25 protein-coding genes, 1 other RNA gene and 1 pseudogene are annotated in these 24870 nt (G+C 66.7%); 21 read left to right on the plus strand and 6 right to left on the minus strand.

Annotated features, from left to right (window positions below):
• Nucleotides 1-136, minus strand: a pseudogene (locus tag AX744_RS20335) (DUF4395 domain-containing protein); the annotation flags it as partial.
• 20 nt (nt 137-156) lie between these two features.
• Nucleotides 157-570 carry a TlpA family protein disulfide reductase gene (locus AX744_RS14085; RefSeq protein WP_046748471.1) on the minus strand — a complete coding sequence of 138 codons (414 nt, stop codon included), beginning with the start codon at nt 568-570 and terminating at the stop codon, nt 157-159.
• A 117-nt stretch (nt 571-687) separates the two neighbouring features.
• On the opposite strand from AX744_RS14085, the gene AX744_RS14090 reads away from it, so the two are divergent.
• From AX744_RS14090 to AX744_RS14100, 3 genes are read left to right on the plus strand one after another with little or no spacing between them, the layout of a single operon-like run.
• The gene (locus AX744_RS14090) at nt 688-1497 is read left to right on the plus strand and encodes a thymidylate synthase (protein WP_058630526.1); all 810 of its coding nucleotides are present in this window, start codon (nt 688-690) and stop codon (nt 1495-1497) included.
• Nucleotides 1494-1970 (plus strand): dihydrofolate reductase, encoded by a 477-nt coding sequence (locus AX744_RS14095; RefSeq protein ID WP_058630527.1) that lies wholly within the window; start codon nt 1494-1496, stop codon nt 1968-1970. The genes AX744_RS14090 and AX744_RS14095 overlap by 4 nt, the downstream gene beginning before the upstream one ends.
• Nucleotides 1970-2731, plus strand: a complete 762-nt coding sequence (locus tag AX744_RS14100; protein WP_058630528.1) for an SDR family NAD(P)-dependent oxidoreductase — start codon at nt 1970-1972, stop codon at nt 2729-2731. The genes AX744_RS14095 and AX744_RS14100 overlap by 1 nt, the downstream gene beginning before the upstream one ends.
• Nucleotides 2732-2763: 32 nt before the next feature.
• On the opposite strand, the gene AX744_RS14105 is transcribed toward AX744_RS14100, so the two are convergent.
• Nucleotides 2764-3327, minus strand: a complete 564-nt coding sequence (locus AX744_RS14105) for an NUDIX domain-containing protein (RefSeq protein ID WP_061017547.1) — start codon at nt 3325-3327, stop codon at nt 2764-2766.
• Between the two features lie 45 nt (nt 3328-3372).
• Here AX744_RS14105 and AX744_RS14110 point away from each other — a divergent pair, with 45 nt between their 5' ends.
• The 15 genes from AX744_RS14110 to dapF all read left to right on the plus strand — a co-directional run bounded on the left by AX744_RS14110 (nt 3373) and on the right by dapF (nt 17854).
• On the plus strand, nt 3373-3792 hold the full coding sequence (locus AX744_RS14110; RefSeq protein WP_082738535.1) for an EF-Tu/IF-2/RF-3 family GTPase: 420 nt from the start codon (nt 3373-3375) through the stop codon (nt 3790-3792).
• A gap of 28 nt (nt 3793-3820) precedes the next feature.
• The gene (gene dapA / locus AX744_RS14115) at nt 3821-4798 is read left to right on the plus strand and encodes a 4-hydroxy-tetrahydrodipicolinate synthase (RefSeq protein WP_046748321.1); all 978 of its coding nucleotides are present in this window, start codon (nt 3821-3823) and stop codon (nt 4796-4798) included.
• Nucleotides 4799-4851: 53 nt separating this feature from the next.
• A complete protein-coding gene (locus AX744_RS14120; RefSeq protein ID WP_058630532.1) occupies nt 4852-6528 on the plus strand; it encodes a ribonuclease J in 1677 nt (558 codons plus the stop codon).
• A 72-nt stretch (nt 6529-6600) separates the two neighbouring features.
• Nucleotides 6601-7095, plus strand: coding sequence for a GNAT family N-acetyltransferase (locus AX744_RS14125; protein ID WP_058630533.1), 495 nt, complete (start codon nt 6601-6603; stop codon nt 7093-7095).
• A 74-nt stretch (nt 7096-7169) separates the two neighbouring features.
• The gene (locus AX744_RS14130) at nt 7170-9905 is read left to right on the plus strand and encodes an FtsK/SpoIIIE family DNA translocase (RefSeq protein ID WP_061017552.1); all 2736 of its coding nucleotides are present in this window, start codon (nt 7170-7172) and stop codon (nt 9903-9905) included.
• The gene (gene pgsA, locus AX744_RS14135) at nt 9905-10480 is read left to right on the plus strand and encodes a CDP-diacylglycerol--glycerol-3-phosphate 3-phosphatidyltransferase (protein WP_058630535.1); all 576 of its coding nucleotides are present in this window, start codon (nt 9905-9907) and stop codon (nt 10478-10480) included. Before AX744_RS14130 ends, pgsA begins: the two co-directional genes overlap by 1 nt.
• Nucleotides 10477-10962 (plus strand): CinA family protein, encoded by a 486-nt coding sequence (locus tag AX744_RS14140; RefSeq protein ID WP_058630536.1) that lies wholly within the window; start codon nt 10477-10479, stop codon nt 10960-10962. Before pgsA ends, AX744_RS14140 begins: the two co-directional genes overlap by 4 nt.
• A gap of 141 nt (nt 10963-11103) precedes the next feature.
• Entirely contained in the window at nt 11104-11412 is a 309-nt protein-coding gene (locus AX744_RS14145; protein WP_026049981.1) for a helix-turn-helix domain-containing protein, read from the plus strand.
• Nucleotides 11413-11430: 18 nt separating this feature from the next.
• Nucleotides 11431-11655 carry a DUF3046 domain-containing protein gene (locus AX744_RS14150; protein ID WP_046748327.1) on the plus strand — a complete coding sequence of 75 codons (225 nt, stop codon included), beginning with the start codon at nt 11431-11433 and terminating at the stop codon, nt 11653-11655.
• Between the two features lie 267 nt (nt 11656-11922).
• Nucleotides 11923-12972: a recombinase RecA gene (gene recA, locus AX744_RS14155; RefSeq protein WP_061017554.1), complete on the plus strand. Its 1050-nt coding sequence runs from the start codon at nt 11923-11925 to the stop codon at nt 12970-12972.
• A gap of 407 nt (nt 12973-13379) precedes the next feature.
• Entirely contained in the window at nt 13380-13853 is a 474-nt protein-coding gene (locus AX744_RS21060; protein WP_231728825.1) for a regulatory protein RecX, read from the plus strand.
• A 49-nt stretch (nt 13854-13902) separates the two neighbouring features.
• The gene (miaB, locus tag AX744_RS14165) at nt 13903-15450 is read left to right on the plus strand and encodes a tRNA (N6-isopentenyl adenosine(37)-C2)-methylthiotransferase MiaB (protein ID WP_058630665.1); all 1548 of its coding nucleotides are present in this window, start codon (nt 13903-13905) and stop codon (nt 15448-15450) included.
• Nucleotides 15447-16358: a tRNA (adenosine(37)-N6)-dimethylallyltransferase MiaA gene (miaA, locus tag AX744_RS14170; protein ID WP_061017558.1), complete on the plus strand. Its 912-nt coding sequence runs from the start codon at nt 15447-15449 to the stop codon at nt 16356-16358. Before miaB ends, miaA begins: the two co-directional genes overlap by 4 nt.
• A gap of 51 nt (nt 16359-16409) precedes the next feature.
• Nucleotides 16410-16946: a dihydrofolate reductase family protein gene (locus tag AX744_RS14175; protein WP_058630540.1), complete on the plus strand. Its 537-nt coding sequence runs from the start codon at nt 16410-16412 to the stop codon at nt 16944-16946.
• Between the two features lie 35 nt (nt 16947-16981).
• Nucleotides 16982-17854, plus strand: coding sequence for a diaminopimelate epimerase (dapF, locus tag AX744_RS14180; protein ID WP_061017561.1), 873 nt, complete (start codon nt 16982-16984; stop codon nt 17852-17854).
• 45 nt (nt 17855-17899) lie between these two features.
• Here dapF and AX744_RS14185 read toward each other — a convergent pair whose 3' ends face one another.
• On the minus strand, nt 17900-18541 hold the full coding sequence (locus AX744_RS14185; protein ID WP_058630542.1) for a class I SAM-dependent methyltransferase: 642 nt from the start codon (nt 18539-18541) through the stop codon (nt 17900-17902).
• 68 nt (nt 18542-18609) lie between these two features.
• On the opposite strand from AX744_RS14185, the gene hflX reads away from it, so the two are divergent.
• Entirely contained in the window at nt 18610-20121 is a 1512-nt protein-coding gene (gene hflX, locus AX744_RS14190; protein WP_061017563.1) for a GTPase HflX, read from the plus strand.
• 4 nt (nt 20122-20125) lie between these two features.
• Here the strand turns inward: hflX and AX744_RS14195 are convergent, their stop codons facing one another.
• Nucleotides 20126-20794, minus strand: coding sequence for an SIMPL domain-containing protein (locus AX744_RS14195; RefSeq protein WP_061017565.1), 669 nt, complete (start codon nt 20792-20794; stop codon nt 20126-20128).
• 141 nt (nt 20795-20935) lie between these two features.
• Between AX744_RS14195 and ssrA the strand changes: the two genes are divergently transcribed.
• Nucleotides 20936-21305, plus strand: a transfer-messenger RNA (tmRNA) gene (gene ssrA, locus AX744_RS14200).
• Between the two features lie 79 nt (nt 21306-21384).
• Nucleotides 21385-24255, plus strand: a complete 2871-nt coding sequence (locus tag AX744_RS14205; protein WP_061017567.1) for an HAD-IC family P-type ATPase — start codon at nt 21385-21387, stop codon at nt 24253-24255.
• Between the two features lie 7 nt (nt 24256-24262).
• On the opposite strand, the gene AX744_RS14210 is transcribed toward AX744_RS14205, so the two are convergent.
• Nucleotides 24263-24829, minus strand: a complete 567-nt coding sequence (locus AX744_RS14210; protein ID WP_061017568.1) for a hypothetical protein — start codon at nt 24827-24829, stop codon at nt 24263-24265.
• Between the last annotated feature and the right edge of the window lie 41 nt (nt 24830-24870).

The raw sequence follows: 24870 nt of genomic DNA on the forward strand, positions 1-24870 counted from the left end.
AGCCGAACGTCGCGGCACCCGCCTGCGCTGTGGATATCCCCGTCAGTGCGAGGAACGTCGCCACCAGCAGCAGCACCGCGGTGATCGCTGCGGCGAATCGGGGGCCTCTGGGGTCGATGCCGGCGGGATTGCTCATGGATGCTCCGTTTCTTCGGCTCAGAGGGTTGCGAGGGCGTCGGTGAGGGCATGCCGGTGAGGGACACCGTGGAATCGCGCGCGCACGGCACCCGACCCGTCCACGACGAAGGTGGTCGGTGTCTGGAGCACCTTGTAGCGGGTCGAGAGGTCGGGACGGTGAGTCAGATCCACCTCCACATGGCGGAGACCCTCGTGTTCGGCGGCGTATGCGCCGAGCAGCCTGCGCACCTGCGGGCACCGCGCGCACATCTCGGTGCTGAACTGCACCAGGGTCGCCCGGGACCCGAGTTCGGCGGAGTCCGCATCCGTGGGGACGAAGTGAAGCGTGCCGCCGTCGCGTCGCCGACCGTCACGGCGTCGCAGCGCGACACCGATGAGCGTCGCGAGCACGAGCAGTGCAGCAGCGAAGCCGAGGGCCAGGGCGGGAGACATGGGTCGAGGATATGCGGCTCCAGGGCGCTCGGGGCCGATGTTTCCGACGATGACGGCGACGTCCCGGGGGCGCGCTCATCCGCCCGACAGGGTGAGGGTGGCGGTATCGTGGCTGTCATGAGCGCAGCCGTCCCGACTCCTTATGAAGATCTGCTCCGAGACGTCCTGGAGAGCGGCACGCACAAGTCCGATCGCACCGGCACCGGCACGACGAGCGTCTTCGGTCGACAGATCCGCTTCGATCTGTCGAAGGGGTTCCCGCTCATCACGACCAAGCGCGTGCACTTCAAGTCCATCGCCTACGAGCTCCTCTGGTTCCTGCAGGGCGATTCGAACGTGGGGTGGCTTCGGGAGAACGGCGTCACGATCTGGGATGAGTGGGCGGACGAATCCGGCGACCTCGGTCCTGTCTACGGGGTGCAATGGCGTTCCTGGCCGACGCCCGACGGCGGCAGCATCGACCAGCTCTCCGAGGTGATCGAGCAGATCCGCCGCTCGCCCGACTCGCGGCGGCTGATCGTCTCGGCATGGAACCCCGCCGACATCCCCGACATGGCGCTCGCACCGTGCCACGCGCTGTTCCAGTTCTACGTCGCCGACGGCAAGCTCTCCTGCCAGCTGTACCAGCGCAGCGCGGACATGTTCCTCGGAGTGCCGTTCAACATCGCTTCCTACGCGCTCCTCACGCTGATGATCGCTCAGCAGGTGGGGCTCGAGCCCGGCGACTTCGTCTGGACCGGCGGCGACTGCCACGTGTACGACAACCACGTGGAGCAGGTGCGCGAGCAGCTGAGCCGTGAGCCCTACGCATACCCGACGCTGCGTTTCGCGCGGAAGCCCGAGTCGATTTTCGACTACCGCTACGAGGATTTCATCGTGGACGACTACCAGCACCACGCGCCGATCAGGGCGGCGGTCGCGGTATGACCTGGGTGGGCTTGATCTGGGCCGAAGCGCACGGTGGCGTGATCGGCGCGGAGGGCGGCATGCCGTGGCATGTGCCAGAGGACCTGGCTCACTTCAAGGAAGTCACCCTCGGCGCTCCGGTCGTGATGGGGCGCAAGACCTGGGACTCTCTCCCTGAGCGCTTCCGTCCGCTCGCCGGCCGCGAGAACATCGTGGTGACCCGGCAGCAGGACTGGTCCGAAGAGGGCGCGCGTCGCGCGGCGACGGTCGCCGAGGCGGTCCGCGGACTCGACCGGGCATGGATCATCGGCGGTGCGGAGATCTTCCGACAGGTGATCGGCGACGCGGACCGTCTGGAGGTCACCGAGCTCGACCTGGACGTCGCCGGCGACGCGTACGCCCCGGACAAGAAGGGCTGGCGCCTGGTCGACGAGGGGGAGTGGCAGACCTCCCGCACCGGCGTCCGGTACCGCTTCCTGGGATACGAGCGCTGATGCCCACCGCGCTGATCACCGGAGCAAGCGCAGGGCTGGGCGCCGAGTTCGCCCGTCAGCTGGCGCGGCGGCGGGCCGACCTCATCCTGGTGGCGCGCTCGGTGGGCGCCCTCGAGAAGCTGGCGGCGGAACTGCGGAGCGAGTACGGGGTCGCGGTCGAGATCGTGTCCGCCGATCTGGCGGAAGAGGCAGGAGTCGAGAAGGTCGCGGAAAGGCTGCGCGACACCTCGGACCCCGTCGACCTTCTCGTGAACAACGCGGGGTTCGGACTGCCTCTGCAGTTCGCCGACAACGACATCGACGACGAGGTCCGTCACCTACGGCTGCATGTGGAGGCGTCGATGCGCCTCATGCATGCGGCGCTCCAGTCCATGCGCGGTCGCGGCGGGCGCATCATCAACGTCGCCTCGGTCGCGGGATTCATCTCGCGCTCGACCTACTCCGCATGCAAGGCATGGCTCATCGGCTTCAGCCGCTGGGCCAACGCCGAGTACGCGAGGGACGGAGTCTCCGTGACGGCGCTGTGCCCGGGGTTCACCCACACGTCGTTCCACGAGCGGATGGGGCTGCCGGTAGGTCAGGAGGGTGTTCCCGCCATCATGTGGCTGAATGCGCGCGACGTCGTCAGGATCGGCCTTCGCGATGCGGCGCTCGGCAAGTCGGTGTCGGTGCCGTCGCTGCGATACAAGGCGATCGTCGCTCTGGCGCGCGTGTTGCCGAGTTCACTCACCTCCGGTGTGGCGCGTCGCGGCCGGGTCTGATCACAGACCTTTCCGGGGTCGATCCGCGAGGTTCAGCGGAACCTTCCGAGCCGGATCCCGGCTTTCGCGATGGCGGCGATCGTCTCGCCGTCCGTGATCGTGTCCTCGGCGATCATCGTGAGGACGTCCTCGAACGGTACCCAGGAGACGGCACGGATGCCTTCTTCCGCCTGCGTCTCGGCAGAGACGCCGCGTGATGCGTCTTCGCCCGTGATCGGATGGAGGTCGCGGGCGAGGAAGACGTGCTCCGGGGCCTCGGCGATGCCGTTCAGAGCCAGCATGCCGCCGAGAGGGGTCCAGTCGGCCGCCTCGTACCCCGTCTCCTCGCGGAGTTCGCGCTGAGCCGCGACGAGTGGGTCCTCCCCGTCGCTGCCACCGGCCGGGATCTCGACGCTCGTGCCGACGGTGTATCTGTCGATCGTGACGAGGCACACGCGCTCGTCCTCGTCCATCGCGACGACGAACACGGCCGGATGCTGCATGGAGACGACACCGTAGATACCCTCGTCGCCTGAGGGCCCCGTGATCCGGTCCTCTCGCACGCGGATCCATGCGTTCTCGTACTTCGTGTCGGTGCTTCGTGTGAGCCAGCCCATCCCACGAGCGTACGGCGGTGCACCCCCGGTCCGTACGATCGGTGCATGGGTTTGTTCAGGAGAAAGCGCGATCCTCAGGGTGCCGATGAGATGCTTCGGGCGTACAACGCTGCGGAGGCCGCTCGCCTCGCGGACCTCACCGCGGGGATCTCCGCCGATACGGCCGCGCCCATGACTGTCGGCAGTGAGGCCGGAGCCGGAGAGGTCGCCGTCGAGGACGTGTTCAGGATCACCGGCCGCGGTCTCGTGGCCACGGGCAAAGTGAGCCGCGGTGTCGTCCGTGTCGGAGACGCCGTCTCGGTCATCCGTGACGGTGCCGCGCTGTCGACGACCGAGATCACCGGAATCGAGATGTTCCGTAAGCGCGCGAACGAGGCGAGGGCCGGTGACATGGTCGGGGTGCTCCTGGCAGGGAAGAACGACGTCGCCCGCGGGGACGTCATCCGCGTCTTCGCGTCCGCATGACCGGTGGTCGAACCGATACGCTGGGTCTATGACGCACTCGGGCAACCCCTTCGGACAGGTTCTCGTCGCGCTCGTCACTCCGATGACGGCCGACGGCGAAGTCGACTGGCCCGCCGTCGAGAAGCACATCGATGACGTGATCACCGCGGGAGCGGACGGCATCGTCGTGACGGGAACGACCGGTGAGACCTCGACTCTGACGGACCCCGAGAAGCTCAAGCTCGTGGAGGTCGGCAAGTCCGTCTCCGCAGGTCGGGCGAAGATCATCACGGGTGGCGGGTCGAACGAGACCGCGCACGCGATCGAGCTCTACAAGGCCAGCGAGAAGGCAGGCGCCGACGGCATCATGATCGTCACGCCGTACTATAACAAGCCCACGCAGGCGGGCATCCTCACACACTTCCGTCTGGTGGCCGACGCCACCGACCTCCCGGTGATCCTCTACGACATCCCGGGCCGGACCGGTGTGCCGATCAAGTACGAGACGATCCTGCGTCTGGCGAAGCACCCGAACATCCTCGCTGTGAAGGACGCCAAGGGCGACTTCTCCGAGGTGAGTCGGGTGCTGAACCAGACCGACCTCATGTACTTCTCGGGCGACGACGCGAACGTGCTGCCGCACCTCGCGATCGGGGCGACCGGTTTGATCGGCGTGACGGCCAACGTCGCCGCGGCGCCGTACCGCACGATCATCGACGCGGTGAACGCGGGAGACCTCGCCACGGCCACGGCGGAGCACAAGCGGCTCGAGCCGCTCGTCCGCGCCGTGATGACGCATGTGCCTGGGACCGTCGCGGCCAAGTACATCCTGCACGGACTCGGTCGCATCTCGAGTCCGCGCGTCCGACTTCCCCTGGTCGGTCCCGAGGAATGGGAGGCGGCGCTCATCGAGGATGAGCTCGACCTCGTCCAGGACGTTCCCGGTGCCGACTTCTCGAACTTCCGTCCCGACCGCAATGCGGCCGCGGGCGGTGCCCTGCCGAAGGTGCACGGCACGACGCGCTGAGTCGCGTCGCCATGAACGAACGGACGCGCGGAGTGTCCGACTGAGGAGACAGCATGTCCATTCCCCTGGTAGAACCGACCGCTCTCGATGAAGGGACGCTGCGGGTCATCCCGATCGGCGGGCTCGGAGAGATCGGTCGCAACATGACCATGTTCGAGTACGACGGGAAGATCCTGATCGTCGACTGCGGTGTGCTCTTCCCGGAGGAGCACCAGCCGGGAGTCGACCTGATCCTCCCGGACTTCGAGCCGATCCGTGATCGCCTCGACGACATCGTCGGTGTCGTGCTCACGCACGGCCACGAAGATCACATCGGCGCCGTGCCCTACCTCCTGCGCCTGAAGAGCGACATCCCTCTGATCGGCTCCGGGCTCACCCTCGCGCTGGTCGAGGCGAAGCTCAAGGAGCACCGCATCAAGGCCTTCACTCTCACCGTGAAGGAGGGGCAGGAGGAGCGGGTCGGTCCGTTCGACCTGGAGTTCGTCGCGGTCAACCACTCCATCCCCGACGCGCTGGCCGTGGCCATCCGCACCCCCGCCGGCATGGTCCTCGCGACCGGCGACTTCAAGATGGACCAGCTTCCCCTCGACGGCCGGATCACCGACCTGCGCGCGTTCGCCCGCCTCGGGGAAGAGGGCGTGGATCTGTTCCTCGTCGACTCGACCAACGCCGACGTGCCCGGCTTCACCCCGACGGAACGCTCCATCGGCCCCGTGCTCGATCAGGTGATCGCGAAGGCGCCGCGTCGCGTCATCGTCGCCAGCTTCTCCAGCCACGTCCACCGTGTGCAGCAGGTCATCGATGCCGCACACGCCAACGGGCGCCGCGTCGCGTTCCTCGGCCGCAGCATGGTCCGGAACATGACGATCGCCGAGCAGCTCGGCTACCTGAAGGTGCCGGACGGCGTCCTGATCGACTTCAAGAAGGCACGTGATCTGCCCGACGAGCAGATCGTCTACATGTCGACGGGCTCGCAGGGAGAGCCGATGGCCGTGCTCAGCCGGATGGCGAACATGGATCACGCGATCGAGATTAGCGAGGGCGACACCGTCATCCTCGCCTCCAGCCTCATCCCGGGCAACGAGAACGCGGTGTACCGCGTGATCGACGGCTTGACCAAGCTGGGCGCCAACGTCGTGCACAAGGCGAACGCGAAGGTGCACGTCTCCGGGCACGCCGCCGCGGGTGAGCTCATCTACTGCTACAACATCCTGAAGCCGAAGAACGTCCTCCCGGTCCATGGCGAGTACCGCCATCTCATCGCGAACGCCAAGCTGGCGCAGGACACCGGCGTGCCGGAGGACAACACGATCATCGCCTCGAACGGCACCGTGATCGACCTCAAGGGCGGGGTCGCGAAGGTCGCAGGTCAGCTCGATCTCGGGTTCGTGTACGTCGACGGCTCAACCGTCGGCGAGATCACGGACGCCGACCTCAAGGACCGCCGGATCCTCGGCGAGGAGGGCTTCATCTCGGTCATCGTCGTGGTGGACGCCACGACCGGGCGCATCATCTCGGGCCCGGAGATCCATGCGCGCGGCGTCGCCGAGGACGACTCCGTGTTCGACGACGTCACGCCCAAGATCGTCGCCGCGCTCAAGGAGGCGTCCGGCAATGGTGTCCGTGACACCCATGCGCTGTCGCAGGTCGTGCGACGCACGATCGGTCGCTGGGTGAATCAGCGGCTTCGTCGTCGCCCCATGATCGTGCCGCTCGTCATCGAGGCGTGACGCCGGCGCGGTCCTCTCGCACTCACGGGTAGTCGTCATGCCGACGTAACACCGTCGGCCTATGCTCGCGTCATGCACAGGGGCTTCTCGCTTCGCAGGGCGTCGCAGACGGATGCGATGTTCCTCGGCGACATGCTCGTCGAGGCGGCGAACTGGCGAGCCGGAGGAGTGCGGCCACGGCACGAGGTGCTGACCTCGACGGAGCATCGGCGCTACCTCGCGGGGTGGAAACGCATGTCAGACGACGGCCTCGTCGCGCTGGGTGACGATGACGTCGCGGTCGGTGCCGCCTGGTATCGGGTGCTTCCGCAGAACGAGCCGGGATTCGGTTTCATCGGCATCGCGGTCCCCGAGCTGATCATCGGCGTGCACCCGCTCTGGCGCGCTCGGGGTGTTGGTCGGTCCCTGCTGCGCGGCATCGTGCAGCTCGCCGGGTCCCAAGGCCATGCCAGGATCAGCTTGAGCGTGGAGCGGGACAACTTCGCGCGCAATCTGTATCGTGCGGAAGGGTTCGCCGTGGTGGGTCAGGGGTCGACGCGCGACACGATGGCTCGCGGTACGGGGTAGCGTACGCTCTCTCCGATCCGTGGAAAGCCGCGTCATTACGCGGCGATGTCGCCTGTTGGACGTAACGTGAGAGCATGGCCAGGAGTACCACGAAGACAGAGCGCGCGTCGACGAGCGCACCGTCGCGCCCCAAGCGGCAGACGGCTCCCAAGGCCACGCCCGCTCGCAAGGCCCAACCCGCTCCCAAGAAGTACATCGACGAGGCCGACAAGCCTCCCGTCGCCGTCCGTGCCTGGGCCGGGCTGGCGCACGGGGTCGGAGGACTCTTCCGCGCGTTCGGCCCTGAGACCCTCGAGAAGGACGACCGTCGCGACGGCTTCCCGTTCTTCCTCGTGCTCCTCGCCGTGCTCGGTGCGGTCAACGAGTGGTTCTTCATCGGCAACGAGGTCGCAGCGAACATCAGTGCCTACTCGGTGGGTCTCTTCGTCGGACGCGTGGCCTTCATCATGCCCGTGCTGCTCCTCCTGCTCGCCGGATGGCTGTTCCGGCACCCGTCCTCTGTCCACGACAACGGTCGTATCGGCATCGGCTTCGGCATGTTCGTCCTCGCCCTCGCGGGGATCTTCCATGTCGCAGGGCCTCGCCCGCATCCGAACCAGGGGATGCCTGCGCTCAGCGAGTCGGGCGGTCTGCTGGGCTGGCTGGTGGGGCAGCCGCTGACGTACCTCACCGACATCCCGGCGTACATCGTGCTGTCGCTGCTCGTGGCACTCAGCATCCTGATCCTCACCAAGACACCGCCGAATCGCATCGGTTCGCGCCTCGGGAATCTCTACGCCTGGATGTTCGACGCGGAGCGACCGGAGAAGCCGGCGAAGGACGCCGCAGCGATCGACGACGCGGACAAGACCGATGACCCCGACGTACTGCCGTGGTGGCGCCGGAACAAGACCGGCCGCGAAGAGGACCCGGATGAGGGCACACTCGATTCCGACGACATCACCGCGCTCCTGACCACCTCCGATCCCACGCCTGCGTACGACCAGGCAGTGGTCGTCGAGAATCCTTACGACGCGGCCACCGAGGTGCTGTCCGAAGTCAGGTCGGTCGCCGACTCGCTCGCCGAGCAGCAGACCACGGCCCTGCTCGATGACTCCTCCGAGACAGGAGAGGTGCCGGAACTACCCGGTCTCGACGGGTTCGGCACCGATGGTCCGGGCGACCGCGGCCCGCAGGCCCCCGTCACGCCATACATCCTCCCGTCTCCCGGACTCCTGGTCGAAGGCCCGCCGCCCGTCATGCGCTCAGAGGCGACCGACAAGGTGATCGAGCAGATCACCAGCGTGCTGTCGCAGTTCAAGGTCGATGCCAAGGTGACCGGCTTCTCCCGTGGACCGACGGTCACGCAGTACGAGGTCGAGGTGGGCCACGGCGTCAAGGTCGAGAAGATCCTGCAGCTGAGCAACAACTTCGCCTACGCCGTGGCCTCGAACGACGTGCGCATCCTCTCGCCGATCCCGGGCAAGAGCGCGATCGGCATCGAGATCCCGAACGCCGACAAGGAGATGGTGGCTCTCGGCGATGTGCTGCGCTCGCCCGCTGCGCAGAAGAGCACGCACCCGATGACCATCGGCGTCGGCAAAGACGTCGGCGGCAACATCGTCATCGCGAACCTCGCGAAGATGCCGCACCTCCTCGTGGCCGGCTCCACCGGTTCGGGTAAGTCGAGCTTCGTGAACTCCATGATCACGAGTCTGCTGATGCGTGCCCGCCCGTCCGACGTGCGCATGGTGCTGATCGACCCGAAGCGTGTCGAGCTGACCAGCTACGCCGGTGTCCCGCATCTGATCACGCCCATCATCACGAACCCGAAGAAGGCGGCGGAGGCGCTGCAGTGGGTCGTGAAGGAGATGGACATGCGGTACGACGATCTCGCGTCGTTCGGCTTCCGGCACATCGACGACTTCAACCGGGCTGTCCGCGCGGGCGAGGTCGAGCTCCCGGTGGGCAGCGAGCGTGTCCTGAAGCCGTACCCGTACCTTCTGGTGGTCGTCGATGAGCTCGCCGACCTCATGATGGTCGCCCCTCGCGACGTCGAGGACTCGATCGTCCGCATCACGCAGCTCGCACGTGCCTCCGGCATCCATCTCGTGCTAGCGACTCAGCGCCCGAGCGTCGACGTCGTGACGGGTCTGATCAAGGCCAACGTCCCGTCACGACTCGCCTTCGCCGTGACGAGCGTCACGGACAGCCGGGTCATCCTCGACAGCCCCGGTGCCGACAAGCTCATCGGTCAAGGTGACGCCCTGTTCTCGCCGATGGGTTCATCGAAGCCGTTCCGCCTGCAGGGCGCGTGGGTCGACGAGAAGGAGATCGACGCGGTCGTCAAGCACGTCACCCGTCAGGCACGTCCGGACTACCGTCCGGATGTGCAGGAGGCGATGGAGCCGACGAAGAAGAAGGAAGTCGACGAGGACATCGGGGATGACCTGGAGCTGCTGCTCGCAGCCGCCGAGCTCATCGTCTCCTCGCAGTTCGGATCGACGTCGATGCTCCAGCGCAAGCTCCGCGTCGGGTTCGCGAAGGCAGGTCGTCTCATGGATCTGCTCGAGTCGCGCGAGATCGTCGGCCCCTCCGAGGGGTCGAAGGCGCGAGACGTGCTGGCGACCGCCGAGCAGCTCCCGCAGGTGATGGCCAAGCTGCGCGGAGAGGACGTTCCGGCACCGACATCGGCATCGGCTGCGCCTGCGGTTCCGCCCGTCCCGCCGCTCCCGCAGACGCATGACCCGATCGCGGCTCAGTACGAGGGTCTTCCCGAGGTGGAAGCTGAGGGCGACGAAGATGCCTGGGGCTTGACGGGACGCGACTGATGGCGATCCCACGGCAGCTCCCCAACGCCATCACGGTCGCGCGCATCCCGCTGGCCGTCGTCTTCTTCGTCCTGCTCCTGCTGGGTGGCACCTATGGGTTCTCGGACCCGGGTCTCCGCTGGGCGGCCGGAGTCATCTTCATCGTCGGGATCTCGACGGACTGGGTCGACGGGTACCTCGCCCGCAAGTACGACATCGTCAGTGATTTCGGCAAGCTCTGGGATCCGATCGCCGACAAGATGCTCACCGGTGCCGGCTTCATCGGGCTCGCGATTCTGGGCGAGGTCAACTGGTGGATCGTTGCGATCATCCTCGTGCGCGAATGGGGCATCACGATCCATCGGCTCATGGTGGCCAGCGAACACGTCGTGGCCGCGGCCTGGATGGGCAAGATCAAGACCGCGTTCCAAGGGGTGGCGCTCGGGTGGGCACTCCTCCCGCTGCACTACGTCATCGGTCTCGACGCCTGGACATTGATCACGTTCATCCTCATGCTCATCGTCCTGGTCCTCACGGTGGCGAGCGGCATCGACTACGTCGTGGCGCAGGTACGCGGGTCGCGCCGGAAGTCATGAGTCAGGCGGCAGCCGAGGTCCTCGCTGCGCTGGGCCGACGAGGATGGAAGCTCGGCGTGGCCGAATCCCTGACCGGGGGCGCCCTGTGCGCCGATCTCGTCGCGGTTCCCGGAGCGTCAGCCGTGCTGCTCGGAGGCGTCGTGGCATATGCCACGCCGGTCAAGTCGTCCGTGCTGGGCGTGGATGAGGGCCTGCTGTCGAGATACGGGCCGGTGCATCCGCAGGTCGCACTGGAGATGGCAGACGGCGTCAGACGCGTCGTCGGCGTCGACGGCGAGGCTGCCGATGTGGGGGTGTCCACGACCGGGATCGCCGGACCGGTGTCTCCGGACGGGCAGCCCGTCGGCACGGTGCACATCGGCGTCGTCACCCCCGCGGCATCGCGGACCAGGGCCTTTCTCTTCGTCGGCGACCGGGGATCGATCCGGGCGCAGACGGTGGACGCGGCACTCCAGGAGATGCTCGCCCTGCTCTCGGAATAGCAGAGCCCTGCGGCTGGTTGTCTCTGATGTGCTCACACGTAAACCACAGAGTGCAGGAGTAGATTCTGTGCACGCCAGGGGTACTAGACTGGCTGTCTCATCGGGGGAGACCTCGAGCGAACACATGGGGAGGAGGTTCCGATGATTCTTGTACGACAGGAAATCGGCGATGTGCTGAGGGACTTCCGCCTGCAGAAGGGGCGTACGCTTCGGCAGGTCGCCAGCAAGGCATCAGTCGCACTCGGCTACCTCAGCGAGGTGGAGCGCGGTCAGAAAGAGGCTTCGAGCGAGATTCTCGCCTCGGTCGCAGACGCTCTCGACGTCCCCATCTCGACGATCATGCGCGAAGTCGGTGACCGCATTTCGGTGCTCGAGGGCATTCAGGTCTTCCCTGACGTCGTTCCCGACGACCTCGTGGCGTCGGTCGAGCCTCAGCTCTCGCTGCACTGACCCCCGAATGGGGTGGTGATGCGTCGTAGCGAGTTCCTTCGCGCCGTCGATACCGAGTTCGGGCTGAGGGCTTCCTCTCTGGTCAACGACCTCGGCCTGAGTGCCGTAGGTGGGCGTACCGCTCTCGAAGCTCTCGCCGACGGCACGCCGCCGCGAGACATCTGGCTGGCGCTGTGCGCGGAGATGGACGTTCCCGAGGACAGGCGTCACGGAGTCGGACGGCAGGAGCCGCGGCGGCGCTGACCGACGTTCCTCGTCCGCCCTCTACGGAACACGACCCACCATTTGCGGCGTGTCGTCGAAGATCCGTTCGAAGCGGGCGTAGTCTTCTGCACAAGTGGTCCAGACCGTTTGTTCTGCACTGTATGTGAGATCGTCGCACCGATGTCGGTGGTCCCTCCTACGGTGGAAACAAGCCGAAGAGCCATTACGCCTTGTCGGAGAGTTTCTCCCAACCGGAAGAGCCGCGACAGCCTACAGGCGGCATCACGCGCGCAGAAGGAGCACATCATGCCATCACCCGCCGACCGCGAGAAGTCCCTCGAGACCGCCCTCGCTCAGATCGACCGCCAGTTCGGAAAGGGCTCGGTCATGCGGCTGGGCAGCGATGAGCGTGCCCCTGTGGCCGTCATCCCGACCGGCTCCATCGCCCTCGACGTCGCCCTCGGCGTGGGAGGACTGCCGCGTGGCCGAATCGTAGAGATCTACGGACCGGAGTCCTCGGGTAAGACGACTCTCACGCTGCACGCGATCGCCAACGCTCAGCGCGCCGGGGGAATCGCGGCGTTCATCGATGCCGAGCACGCGCTCGACCCCGACTATGCCGCGAAGCTGGGCGTCGACATCGATGCTCTCCTGGTGTCGCAGCCCGACACCGGTGAGCAGGCGCTCGAGATCGCCGACATGCTGGTGCGCTCCGGAGCCATCGACCTCATCGTCATCGACTCCGTCGCGGCGCTCGTGCCTCGTGCCGAGATCGAGGGCGAGATGGGCGACTCGCACGTGGGTCTGCAGGCGCGACTCATGTCGCAGGCCCTTCGTAAGCTCACCGGTGGTCTGAACCAGACCAACACCACCATGATCTTCATCAACCAGCTGCGTGAGAAGATCGGCGTCTTCTTCGGTTCCCCCGAGACCACCGCCGGCGGTAAGGCGCTGAAGTTCTACGCCTCGGTCCGCATGGACATCCGTCGTATCGAGACGCTGAAGGACGGAACCGATGCCGTCGGAAACCGCACCAGGGTCAAGGTCGTGAAGAACAAGATGGCGCCGCCGTTCAAGCAGGCGGAGTTCGACATCCTCTACGGCGTCGGCATCTCCCGCGAAGGCAGCCTGATCGACTTCGGCGTCGAACACGCCATCGTGAAGAAGTCGGGTTCCTGGTACACCTATGACGGTGATCAGCTGGGTCAGGGCAAGGAGAACGCACGCACGTTCCTGCTCAATAACCCCGACATCGCTCTGGCTATCGAGACGCAGATCAAGCAGAAGCTCGGTATCGGCGGGCCGTCCGCTGCCCCGGCCGCTGCCGATGAGCTCGCAGAGCGTCGTCCGGCCTGATGAACGACTCGCGTGGGGGCGATCCAGACCGGATCGCCCCCATCATCCCCCTCTTCGGCGGAACAGCGAAGAAACCAGGAGCGACGCCTTCCACGCCGGTCACGCAGTACGGCGAATCAGCGACACTGCCATCATCGCGAGGCGACGGGGATGCGGTCTGGCGTACGACCTGGGACTCTCCTCCAGGCGACCCTGCTTCCATCGACACAGCCGACGATGCAGCTCACACGGGAACCCCGAGTGAGCGCCATCCGGCGCGCGGGCGCAGGGATCCCTCCGGCGCCAGGAGCTCTCATCCCTCGCGGTCGGCTCCCAGGCTCCGCGCGCTCGACGCGACGGAAGGAGACGGCGCGACTCAGCAAGAGGCGTCACACGATGAGATCCGGGTCGCGGCCGAGGAGTCGCTCGTGCGAAAGCTGCGAGCCCGGTCGTTGTCGATCTCTGAAGCCCGGCAGGTGCTGCGTGGTGCGGGCCTCGATGGCAGTGCGATCAGCGATGTGATCGAGGACTTCTGCCGTCGTGGTTACCTCGATGATGCGGCCCTGGCCGGCGTCCTCGTGAGGTCGGGAGTGGATCGAAAGGGGCAGGGGAGAGTCGCTCTGTCTCGCGCGCTCGCTCAGCGGGGGATTCCGCGTGAGGTCATCGATAGCGCGCTCGAAGAGCTTCCGGACGACGACGACGAACGCGCGCTGGAGTTCGCCCGCACCAAGGCGCGGTCGATGACTCGACTCGACCCCGACGCGGCGCTCCGTCGTCTGGTGGGACAGCTTTCTCGTCGTGGCTACAACGGAGCGGTCGCCATGAAGGCGGCGAAGGTCGCGCTGCGCGAGGCTTCGTTCGGCGGAGCGACCTCAGGGGTGCGGTTCGTCGATTCCGACTGAGCAGTGAGCGCCGCTTCCGCACGGAAACGGCTCGTACAATGGGGTGATCATGACTATCCCGCGCAGCGAACCGACGATCATCGGCGCGTCGTCGGCAGCCGTCGACGTCGACGGACGACAGCGATCGTATGAAGTACGCACCTTCGGGTGCCAGATGAACGTGCACGACTCGGAGCGCCTCTCGGGCTCGTTGGAGAGCGCAGGTTACGTCAGGGCAGTCGACGGTGCGGAAGCCGATGTGGTGATCATCAACACCTGCGCGGTCCGCGACAACGCCGCAGGCAAGCTCTACGGCACACTCGGCCATCTCGCGTCGGTCAAGCGCCGCAAAGACGGGATGCAGATCGCCGTCGGCGGCTGCCTCGCACAGATGGACAAGCAGGCTGTGCTCGACAAGGCGCCGTGGGTCGATGTCGTCTTCGGCACCCACAACATGGGTTCCCTTCCGGGGCTGCTCGAGCGCGCCCGCCACAACGGAGATGCCGAACTCGAGATCCTCGAGTCGCTCGAAGTGTTCCCCTCAACCTTGCCTACGAAGCGAGACTCGGCGCACAGCGGCTGGGTGTCGATCTCGGTCGGGTGCAACAACACCTGCACGTTCTGCATCGTGCCCAGCCTGCGCGGCAAGGAGAAGGACCGTCGTCCCGGCGACATCCTGAACGAGATCCGGCTTCTGGTCGAAGACGGTGCGATCGAGGTCACGCTTCTCGGGCAGAACGTGAATTCCTACGGCGTCGAATTCGGCGATCGACAGGCGTTCGGCAAGCTCCTGCGCGCGGCCGGTGAGATCGAAGGCCTCGAGCGCGTCCGATTCACCAGCCCGCACCCCGCAGCCTTCACGGATGACGTGATCGATGCCATGGCGGAGACTCCGAACGTCATGCCGCAGCTTCACATGCCATTGCAGTCGGGGAGCGATCGCATCCTCAAGGCGATGCGACGTTCCTACCGCAGTGAGCGCTTCCTCGGGATCCTCGACCGCGTCCGCGCGCGCATCCCGAACGCCGCCATCACGACCGACATCATCGTCGGGTTCCCGGGGGAGACCGAGGAGGACTTCGAAGACACCATGCGTGTCGTCGAGCAGGCTCGTTTCTCCAGCGCCTTCACCTTCCAGTACTCGATCCGCGAAGGCACGCCTGCGGCGACCATGGAGGACCAGGTTCCGAAGGACATAGTCCAGGCGCGCTACAACCGCCTGATCGCCCTTCAGGAGCGCATCTCGCTGGAAGAGAACCAGAAGCAGGTGGGTCGGCAGATCGAGGTTCTCGTCTCCACGGGTGAGGGCAAGAAGGACACCGAGACCCACCGGCTCACCGGTCGCGCGGAGGACAACAGACTCGTGCACTTCGAGGTGACACCGGGGTCGGACCTTCCTCGTCCAGGAGACGTCGTCACCGTGACGGTGACCCATGGAGCTCCGTTCCACCTGCTCGCAGACGACCCGACGGGAGCGCCTCTCAAGATCCGTCGCACTCGAGGCGGAGACGCCTGGGACCGTTCGCAGTCGGAGTCGTGCGCCGTACCCGCTCCGAGCGGCAGCGGCGAGAAGAAGGCTGTGTCGCTCGGGCTTCCGACACTGCGCGTCGGGGTGTGACCGAACCTCGCCTCTGGGCGATCGTCGGGGCGACCGGTACCGGGAAGAGCGACCTCGCGATAGAGCTGGCCGAGGCGCTGCGAGCCCGAGGGAACCCGGCTGAGATCGTGAACGCCGATGCCATGCAGCTCTACCGCGGCATGGACATCGGCACAGCGAAGGTGTCGTCGGCGGAGAGGCGGGGGATCCCGCATCATCTCTTCGACGAGCTCGATGTCGATGAGGACGCGGCTGTCGCGTGGTATCAGCCCCGAGCGCGCGCCGCCGTGGAGGACATCCACCGCCGCGGGGGTGATGCGATCCTCGTCGGTGGCTCGGGCCTGTACGTGTCGAGCGTCGTCTACGACTTCCGTTTCCCGCCGCGGGACACGGCGCTGCGCGAGCGCCTCGAGCAGGAGTTCGAGATGCTCGGAGCCGCGGTCATGATCGAGCGGCTGCGCGGGCTGGATCCCGAAGCGGCCGACCGTGTCGATCCGCGCAACCCCCGCCGCGTCATCCGCGCTCTCGAGGTGCTGGAACAGGGGAGCGCGACCCATGGTGCGGCGCTGCCCGACACGCCAGTGCTGTGGCACCCGCACACAAGACTGATCGGACTCCGCGTCGATCGCCCCGCACTGGTGGAGCGCCTCGACGCCAGGGTCGAGCGCATGTGGGCCGAAGGTCTGCCGGACGAGGTCGCCGGGCTGCGCTCCCGCGGGCTCGAGCGCGGAGGAACAGCGCCGCGCGCCATCGGCTACGCGCAGGCGTTGGACCAGCTCGACGGTCGTCTCACGCAGGACGAGGCCATCGCGCAGACCCAGGCCCTCACGCGGCGATACGCCCGTCGACAGGTGTCGTGGTTCAAGCGGTATCCCGACCTCGAGTGGTGGGACGCCCCCGCGGAGGTTGCTGCGCTCCTCTCGTCCTGATCTGCGATGTCGGTGGCCTGCGATGTCGGTAGTCCCTGACAGTCTCGATGGATGACGACTCACTTCTACACCGCATCCAGCCTCGACGGATTCATCGCCACCGACGAGCATTCGCTGGACTGGTTGCTCACGCAGGACATCGACCAGGACGGACCGATGGCCTACACGGGGTTCGAGCGGAACATCGGCGCCCTGGCGATGGGGGCCTCGACGTATGAATGGGTGATGCGCCACGAAGAGGGGCGTTGGGGATACTCGCAACCCACGTGGGTGTTCACTCACCGCGAGCTCGATCTGCCCACGGGCGCAGACGTGCGGCTGACCCAGGCCGACGTCCGGACGGTGCATTCTCAGATGGAGGAGGCCGCCGGAGGAAAAGATCTCTGGGTCGTCGGTGGGGGAGACCTGGCAGGCCAGTTCGCCGATGCCGGACTGCTCGACGAGGTCTGGGTGCAGTACGCCCCCGTGACGCTCGGTTCTGGCGCCCCGCTGCTTCCGCGCAGGCTCGACCTCGAACTGCTGGAGGTGGCACGCAATCGCAACTTCCTCTGCGGGCGCTATCGGGTTGCTCGCGACGGGCGTTCGTGACGGGAGCTGCTCCTCACGATCCCTAGACTGGAACCATGGTCGCATTCACCAAGGGTCACGGCACGGGCAACGATTTCATCATCATCGCCGACCCCGACGCCGAGCTCGACCTCACCGTCGAGCAGGTCGCGGTGCTGTGCGATCGTCATTTCGGCATCGGTGCCGACGGGATTCTCCGTGTCGTGAGGTCCTCAGCCATCCCCGAGGGCGTGGCGACTCTGGAGGAGGAGCCACAGGCGGAGTGGTTCATGGACTACCGCAATGCGGACGGATCGATCGCCGAGATGTGCGGGAACGGTGTCCGCGTGTTCGCCCACTACCTCGTGCGCTCAGGTCTGGCGACGATCGAACCCGGCTCCACACTGCCGATCGGGACGAGGGCGGGCGTGCGCGACGTCACGCGAAGCGCTACCGGATACCAGGTCGATCTCGGGCGCTGGAAGCTCTCCGGCGATGACCCGCTGGTTCGTGTCGACGGCCTGTCCGTGACGCGACCGGGACTCGGTATCGACGTCGGCAACCCGCACGTCGTGGTCGCCCTCGCCTCGGAGGCCGAGCTCGCGTCACTCGAGTTGCACAGGGCGCCCGATCTCGAACCTCCGCTCCCCGAGGGCGCGAACATCGAGTTCGTGGTTCCGGGTGAGCCGCTCGTGCGCGATGGAATCGGTCACGTGAGCATGCGGGTGTTCGAGCGTGGTGTGGGGGAGACCCTCAGCTGTGGCACGGGTGTCGCCGCGACGGCACTCGCGGTCAGGCACTGGGCGGGAGCGAACGCTCCGAGCAACTGGCAGGTCGAGGTGCCTGGAGGTACGCTCGGCGTTCGCATGTTCCCCGCAGAAGACGGCGAGCACGTCGCCCTGTCGGGGCCGGCGCAACTCGTCTTCCAGGGCGAGGTCGACCTCGTCTGACGGCTCCGTCCGGCCATCGCGCGGATCGACTCGGCCTCGGTCTGCTCAGCTGAGGAGAATCGGCTCCGTCGGCGGGTTTCCGTGCTTTCGCACCTTGAGGATGCGGTATCCCTTGCCCGTGGCGGTTCGGAACACGCTGTAGCCGGGGTGGAACGTCGATCCGATCCAGCGCTGGAGAGAATCGGCTCCGAGGTTGCGCTGCACGACCAGCCAGGCGTCGCTGCGCTCATCGAGGCGCGGGATCCACCGTTCGAGAAGCCCGTGGAGCTCGTTCTTGCCGACGCGGATCGGCGGATTGGAGCGGATCGTGCGGAATGACACGTGTTCGGGAACATCGTCGGGCAGCGAAGCGTTGACATTGGTGAGCCCAAGAGCTGCCGCGTTGCGACGCACAAGATCGAGGGCACGCTCATTGACGTCGACGGCCCAGACCGTCGCGTGGGGAGCAGCCAGAGCCATCGACAGCGTCACCGGCCCCCAGCCGCTGCCGAGGTCGAGAAGATCGCCGCCCGGCGGAACCGGGGGCATGTTGGCGAGGAGCACTGCAGTGCCGGCGTCGAGACGGTCTGGGCTAAAGACGCCACCGGCGGTGGTGACTTCCAGCTCTCGACCCGCGAGAGTCACACGGATCTTGCGCAGATTCTCGGGGCTTGCCGGGGCCGCAGTGAAGTAGTGATCTGACCCCATACGGTGAGCGTACCGGACACCGCGGGCTAAGGTTAAGGCTCGCAACGAAACCCAGAGACAAGGAACGGATGACGGAGACCACAACCCCCTCCACCGACGATCAGACGCTCGATCGTGTGCTCGCGAACGCGGAGAAGCGCTCGGACGTCCGAGTGTTCGGCGCCGCTCAGGCGCTGCAGGACGAATCGACCGCATCACACGGGAGCGCAGACGGCGCGCAGTGGGATCTGGAGGACCGTCATGCGCTTCGACGCGTCGGAGGTCTGTCGACGGAGCTCGAGGACGTCACCGAGGTCGAGTACCGGCAGCTGCGGCTGGAGAACGTCGTCCTCGTGGGCGTCTACCCCCAGGGAGCCCAGGAAGACGCGGAGAACTCGCTCCGAGAACTCGCCGCCCTCGCCGAGACGGCCGGCGCCGTGGTGCTCGACGGTGTGCTGCAGCGTCGCCCGCACCCTGATGCCGCAACCTATCTCGGTCGGGGCAAGGCGCAGGAGCTCAAGGACATCGTCGCCGCGGTCGGAGCCGACACGGTCATCGCCGATACCGAACTCGCGCCCAGTCAGCGGCGTGCGCTCGAAGACGTCGTGAAGGTCAAGGTGATCGACCGCACGACGGTGATCCTCGACATCTTCAGTCAGCACGCGAAGAGCCGTGAGGGCAAGGCTCAGGTCGAGCTCGCTCAGCTCGAGTACCTGCTCCCACGCCTGCGTGGGTGGGGCGACTCGATGAGCCGTCAGGCCGGTGGCCAGGTGGGCGCGGGTGGTGCAGGTATGGGCTCGCGCGGTCCTGGTGAGACGAAGATCGAGCTGGATCGTCGACGCATCCGCACCAAGATGGCGCTGCTCAGACGACAGATCCGCGACTTCGGTCCCGCCAGGGATGCCAAGCGCGCCGAGCGCAAGCGCAATACCATTCCTTCCGTCGCCATCGCCGGATACACGAACGCCGGCAAGTCCAGTCTGCTCAACGCCCTCACGAGCGCGGGTGTCCTGGTCGAGAACGCGCTGTTCGCGACGCTGGACGCCACCGTCCGCCGGACGGAGACGGAAGACGGCCGCGTCTACACGCTGACCGATACGGTCGGGTTCGTCCGCAATCTCCCCCATCAGCTCGTCGAAGCGTTCCGCTCGACTCTGGAAGAGGTGGGTGAGGCCGACGTCGTGCTCCACGTGGTCGACGGGTCGCACCCCGAGCCTGCGGGGCAGCTGCAGACGGTGCGTGACGTCCTCGGCGACGTGGGCGTCAGAGACCTGCCGGAGATCGTCGTCTTCAACAAGGCCGACCTGATCACGGAGGATGAACGTCTCGTCCTCCGTGGCCTGCAACCTCACGCTCACTTCGTGTCGTCGAGGTCGGGCGAGGGGATCGCAGAGTTGCGGGCAGCGGTCGAAGCGGCGTTGCCGAAGCCCGCGGTCGAGGTGGAAGCGGTGATTCCGTACGATCGTGGCGACCTCGTCGCATCGATCCACGAGTCGGGCATGCTGCTCTCTGTGGATCACCGCGAGGACGGCACGGCTGTGCATGCGCGCGTCTCGGAGCGCTTGGCTGCGGAGCTCGCGCCCTTCGTCGCGCCGATCTGATCGGTCAGCGGGCGAGGAATCTGGCCTCGACGGTGGCGGAGATCACGATCTCCTCCGGCTCATACTCCATGGCGGGTGCAGAGTCGGCGGCGAATGCCGCGGCTCCTCGGGCCTTGAGCATCGGGGCGCCGGGCGCGGGCTGCCCGCTGGAGATGAGACCGACGTCAGCGATCTCCAGCGGGGTGACCTCATCCAGGCCGAGCGCCCCGGCGTAGGCCTCGGCGCGTGTGACAGCCACGCCGACGGCCGATGCGGCGACGTCACGTTCCACCTGCGTGCGCGTCTCCGGGGTCAGGTGCCAGTCCACCCAGCCGATCTCGACGCCGTCCCAGGCTGACACGTCGGAGACCCAGAGGGAGAGCTCCGAGGCCTCGGAGAACGTCGCCGTGAAGTCGATGCTCGCGTAGTACACGGGATCGAGTCTTGTGCCCTCGCTGCTCCAGGGGCGTTCGGCCCGAACGGAGATGCGCTTGCTCGACCAGTCGACCACGGTGCCGGCATCCGACCGATCGCTGATGCTGCGGCGCACCGGGTCTGCGAGCCGCAGTGCGCTCTCGACGACGTCGGTTCGTTCGGAGCCGTCGGTGCGAACGCTCACGTTGACGGTGGCGCGCTCGGGCGCCACTCGCGCCTCGTGCTCGCCGCGGACGGTGACGGTGACTTCGCTGCTCATGGGGCGACTCTACGCCAGCCCTCGGTGCGACAGGGGAATGGTGCAGCGGCGGAGAACGTTGTAGTCTGAGATGCTCGGGCGGTCGCCGCCCGAGATGGTAATTCCACAGTGTGACAGCGGCTCCTTCGAGAGAAGGACCACGGGGCTGATCGGTTTCGACAGCGCCTGTGAATCCACGAGAAGCGGGCCGAGGATGCAGAGTTATCTCGTAAACGCTCTCTGCAAAAAAATAGTTGCCGAAACCAAGCGCAACGACTTCGCCCTCGCTGCATAAGCGAGCCCGATAGTCCGTCAGGCCGTATGTGATTCCGATACGGATCCTGGCGTCATCTAGGAATCTTGCTGCGTGATGGCGTCTGGACGTCACGTGGGACTCTTCCCAGGCTGGGCTCGTCGACTTAGGTGTCTGTGACAAAGGTCGGAGCCGAGCAGAACGTCTTCACAGACTGCGCCCGGAGAAGGCGTGGAGACTCAGCGTTGGACGGGGGTTCGATTCCCCCCAGCTCCACAAAGTCGCTGTCACAGGAATGAGGCCCGCCTCCCCTTGGAAACAAGGGGAGGCGGGCCTCTTCGCGTCTATATTGAGGTCTGTGGACACCACTGCTTCTGCGCGCCCGGCCTGCCTTTCCGAAACCGAGGTCGCGGAGCGGGTGGCTGCGGGCAAGACGAACGCGTTCGTCGCGGACACCAGTCGCAGCGCGTGGAGCATCGTGCGCGCGAACGTCTTCACCCTCTTCAACGGCATCGTGTTCGCCTGCTTCTTCGTGCTGTTCCTGGTCGGAAGGTGGCAGGACGCTCTCTTCGGTCTCGCGGCCTTCGCGAACGCGATCATCGGATGCATCCAGGAGTTCCGCGCGAAGTCGGCTCTGGATCGGCTCGCCCTGATGAACGCTCCGCGCGCACTGGTGCTGCGCGACGGCGACGAGCGGGAGATCGCACCGGGAGAGGTGGTGCTCGACGACGTGCTCGTGCTCAGAGCGGGCGAGCAGGTCCCGGCTGACGCGCGGGTCCTCACCTCGCGCGGCCTGCAGATCGACGAGTCGATGCTCACCGGCGAATCGGACCCCGTGGAGAAGCAGCCCGGCGACGATGCGCTGTCCGGCGCCGTGGTCGTCGCCGGGGAGGGGACGGCCATCGCCACGCGGGTGGGCGCTGACTCGTATGCGAATCACTTCGCTGGAGAGGCCAAGAGATTCTCCCTGGTCTCCAGCGAGCTTCGCACGTCGGTCAACCGGGTCTTGAAATGGGTGAGTTGGATCATCGGCCCTGTCGGCCTGCTGGTACTGAACGCCCAGATCCTCGTCCTCGGTGGGTATTCAAGGGTGTTCTCGACCGATGCCTGGGTGCAGGCCGTCGTCAACACGATCGCCTCCCTGACGGCGATGATCCCGCTCGGCCTCGTGCTCATGACGAGCATCGCCTTCGCTGTCGGCGCGTCGAGACTGGCTCGCAGGCAGGTGCTCGTGAACGAGCTGCCGGCGGTGGAGGGTCTCGCGCGCGTGGATGTCGTCTGCCTCGACAAGACGGGCACGCTCACCGTGGGGGAGATCGGCTTCGATGCGGTGCATTCTCTCGACGATGCCGCGACGGAGCTGACCGACGACGCGGCGGCTGCCTTGGCCTGGTACGCGGCGTCTCCCGACGCCAACGCGACAGCGCGGTCGATGCGAGCGGCCTATCCGGTCGCGTCACCGCTCTCGGTCTCGGGATACATTCCGTTCTCGTCCGCGCGGAAGTGGAGCGCCGTGTCGTTCGACGGCGTCTCCGGCACATGGGTGATGGGTGCGCCGGAGATGGTGTTCGGCGACGAGGCCACGTCACCGCGCACGGAGCTCGGGCGCACGGTGACCGGCCTCGCGGAGACAGGGCGGCGCACGCTGGTGCTCGGGCATGCGGACTCTGGGCTCTCGTCGGCCGACATCGACTCCGAGCAGCTCCCCGGCGGACTCCGGCCCGCCATGGTGCTCACCTTCCGGGAACAGGTTCGCCCCGACGCCGCACAGACCCTCGAGTACTTCGGACGCCAACAGGTCGGCATCCGCATCATCTCGGGCGACAATCCCCGCACCGTCGCCGCCATCGCCCGCGAAGTCGGTCTCGACGTGGCCGACGGGTTCGACGCCAGGGAGCTGCCCGACGACGACGCAGAGCTCGCCGATGTGCTCGACCGGCATACGGTCTTCGGCCGCGTCACACCGGAACAGAAGAAGCGGATGGTCGTCGCGCTGCAGAGCCATGGACACACCGTTGCGATGACCGGCGACGGCGTCAACGACGCTCTCGCGATCAAAGCCGCCGACATCGGAATCGCGATGAACTCGGGCTCAGCTGCCACGAAGGCCGTGGCGAGACTGGTGCTGCTCGACGGGCAGTTCTCGCACCTGCCGGATGTCGTCGCCGAAGGACGTCAGGTCATCGCGAACATCGAGCGCGTGTCGATGCTTTTCCTGAACAAGACCGTCTACGCGACGCTGCTCGCGATCATCTTCGGAGTGTTCGTCCTCGAGTTCCCATTCCTGCCGCGCCAGCTCTCCATCACCGATGGCCTCACGATCGGCATTCCCGCGTTCTTCCTCGCGCTCATGCCGAACGCTGCCCGCTACCAGCCGGGCTTCCTCCGCCGTTCTCTGAGCTTCGCGATACCCTCAGGCGTCGTCGTCGCGCTGGGACTGACCTGGTACACGTTCGTCGCCCGCGGGCTCGGGGCGCACGAGGAGCAGTTGCGCACCGGAGCCACTGTGATCCTGGCCGTCGTCGGCATCTGGGTGCTGGCCGTTCTCTCCCGTCCGCTCAACCGCTTCAAGGTGGCTGTCGTGGGTGCGATGTTCGTCCTGCTCGTCGCGGTCTTCACGATCCCGCTCGCCCGCCAGTTCTTCGTGCTCGTCGATCCCGGCGCGGAGCTCGCGGTCGCGCTCACCGGGATCACGATCGCGATGGTGTTGGCGATCGAGGTGGTCCGGTTGCTGCATCGTCGTCTCGTGCTGTCCCCGGCGTCGAACCCCACCCACGGTGCGGCGACGCATGCACCCACGCCGTCCGATCCCGTTCCTTCCGGCGTCGCGACCGTGATCACGACGGTGGTCGCCGTCCTCGCCTACGGCTCCGGGTTACTGGCGACGGCCCTCGGCATCCTCGTGTTCCTGGGGCGCTACGACCCGGATGCGAGCACCTCCGCCTTCTCGCTCACCGGAGCCGCGATTGCGCTGTTCGGCTTGCTCATCCTGGCCGTCGCCGCCGGCGTCCGCCGAGGAAGCGGACTCTCCCGCCTCATGCTCACGATCTTCCTCGGCCTCGCCGTCGCACTCAGCACCGTGGTGCTCGTGTGGGGAGACCGCTGGGACTGGGGCGCCGCGCTCACTGCAGTGGTCGCTACCGGCATCATCGTGCTCCTGTGGACGCCGCCCGTCTCGCGGACGTTCGGCCGTGTTCTCGAGAGCTCGATGGGGTCGCCGGGTCGCTGAAGCGTCTTCAGCGCGGCCATTCGATGAGGATGAGTCCCTGCCGAGTGTCGGCGAGCCGAACCCAGCCGTCCCCGAACAGGTACGTCATCCCGTAGCCGTCTTCGTCGGTGCCCATCGCGTATTGCGCATCCTCTGTGAAGTAGACGCCGTCAGGGCCGTCTTCTCGCTTCCACCCCTCGGCGAGCAGAGCGGCCTGCGCCGTCGCGGCGTCCGCACCGTCGATCGCGGACCAGCCGTAGAGCTGTCCGTGATCCGAACCGACGGAGTAGTCGGCCCAGAAGCAGAGCAGTCCTTCGGTCAGCTCGACGCCGCCGGCGACGAACTCCTTCGTCTCGGCGGTCCAACCGGCATCAGCGAGCGCGGTGACGGTGCCATCGGAGATCATCGACTCGCACGTGAGTTCTTCCTCGGCGGCCGGCGTTGTCGGCGAGGAGGGCGGGGCTGGGGACTGTGACGGGCGCGTGTCGCCGGCGTCGGGCGTCGAGGAGGGGCCTGGCTCGGGGGCCGCGCACGCGGAGAGCGCTGCGACGAGCAGCAGGACGCCCGCGGCGGCGGACATGATGCGGGGATTCATCGCGAGGCCTCGTCGTTCCGGTCGGGGCTGCAGCAGGCCGA

This window comes from Microbacterium sp. CCH5-D1 (genome assembly GCF_001557335.1).
GTDB classification, from domain to species: Bacteria; Actinomycetota; Actinomycetes; order Actinomycetales; family Microbacteriaceae; genus Microbacterium; species Microbacterium oxydans.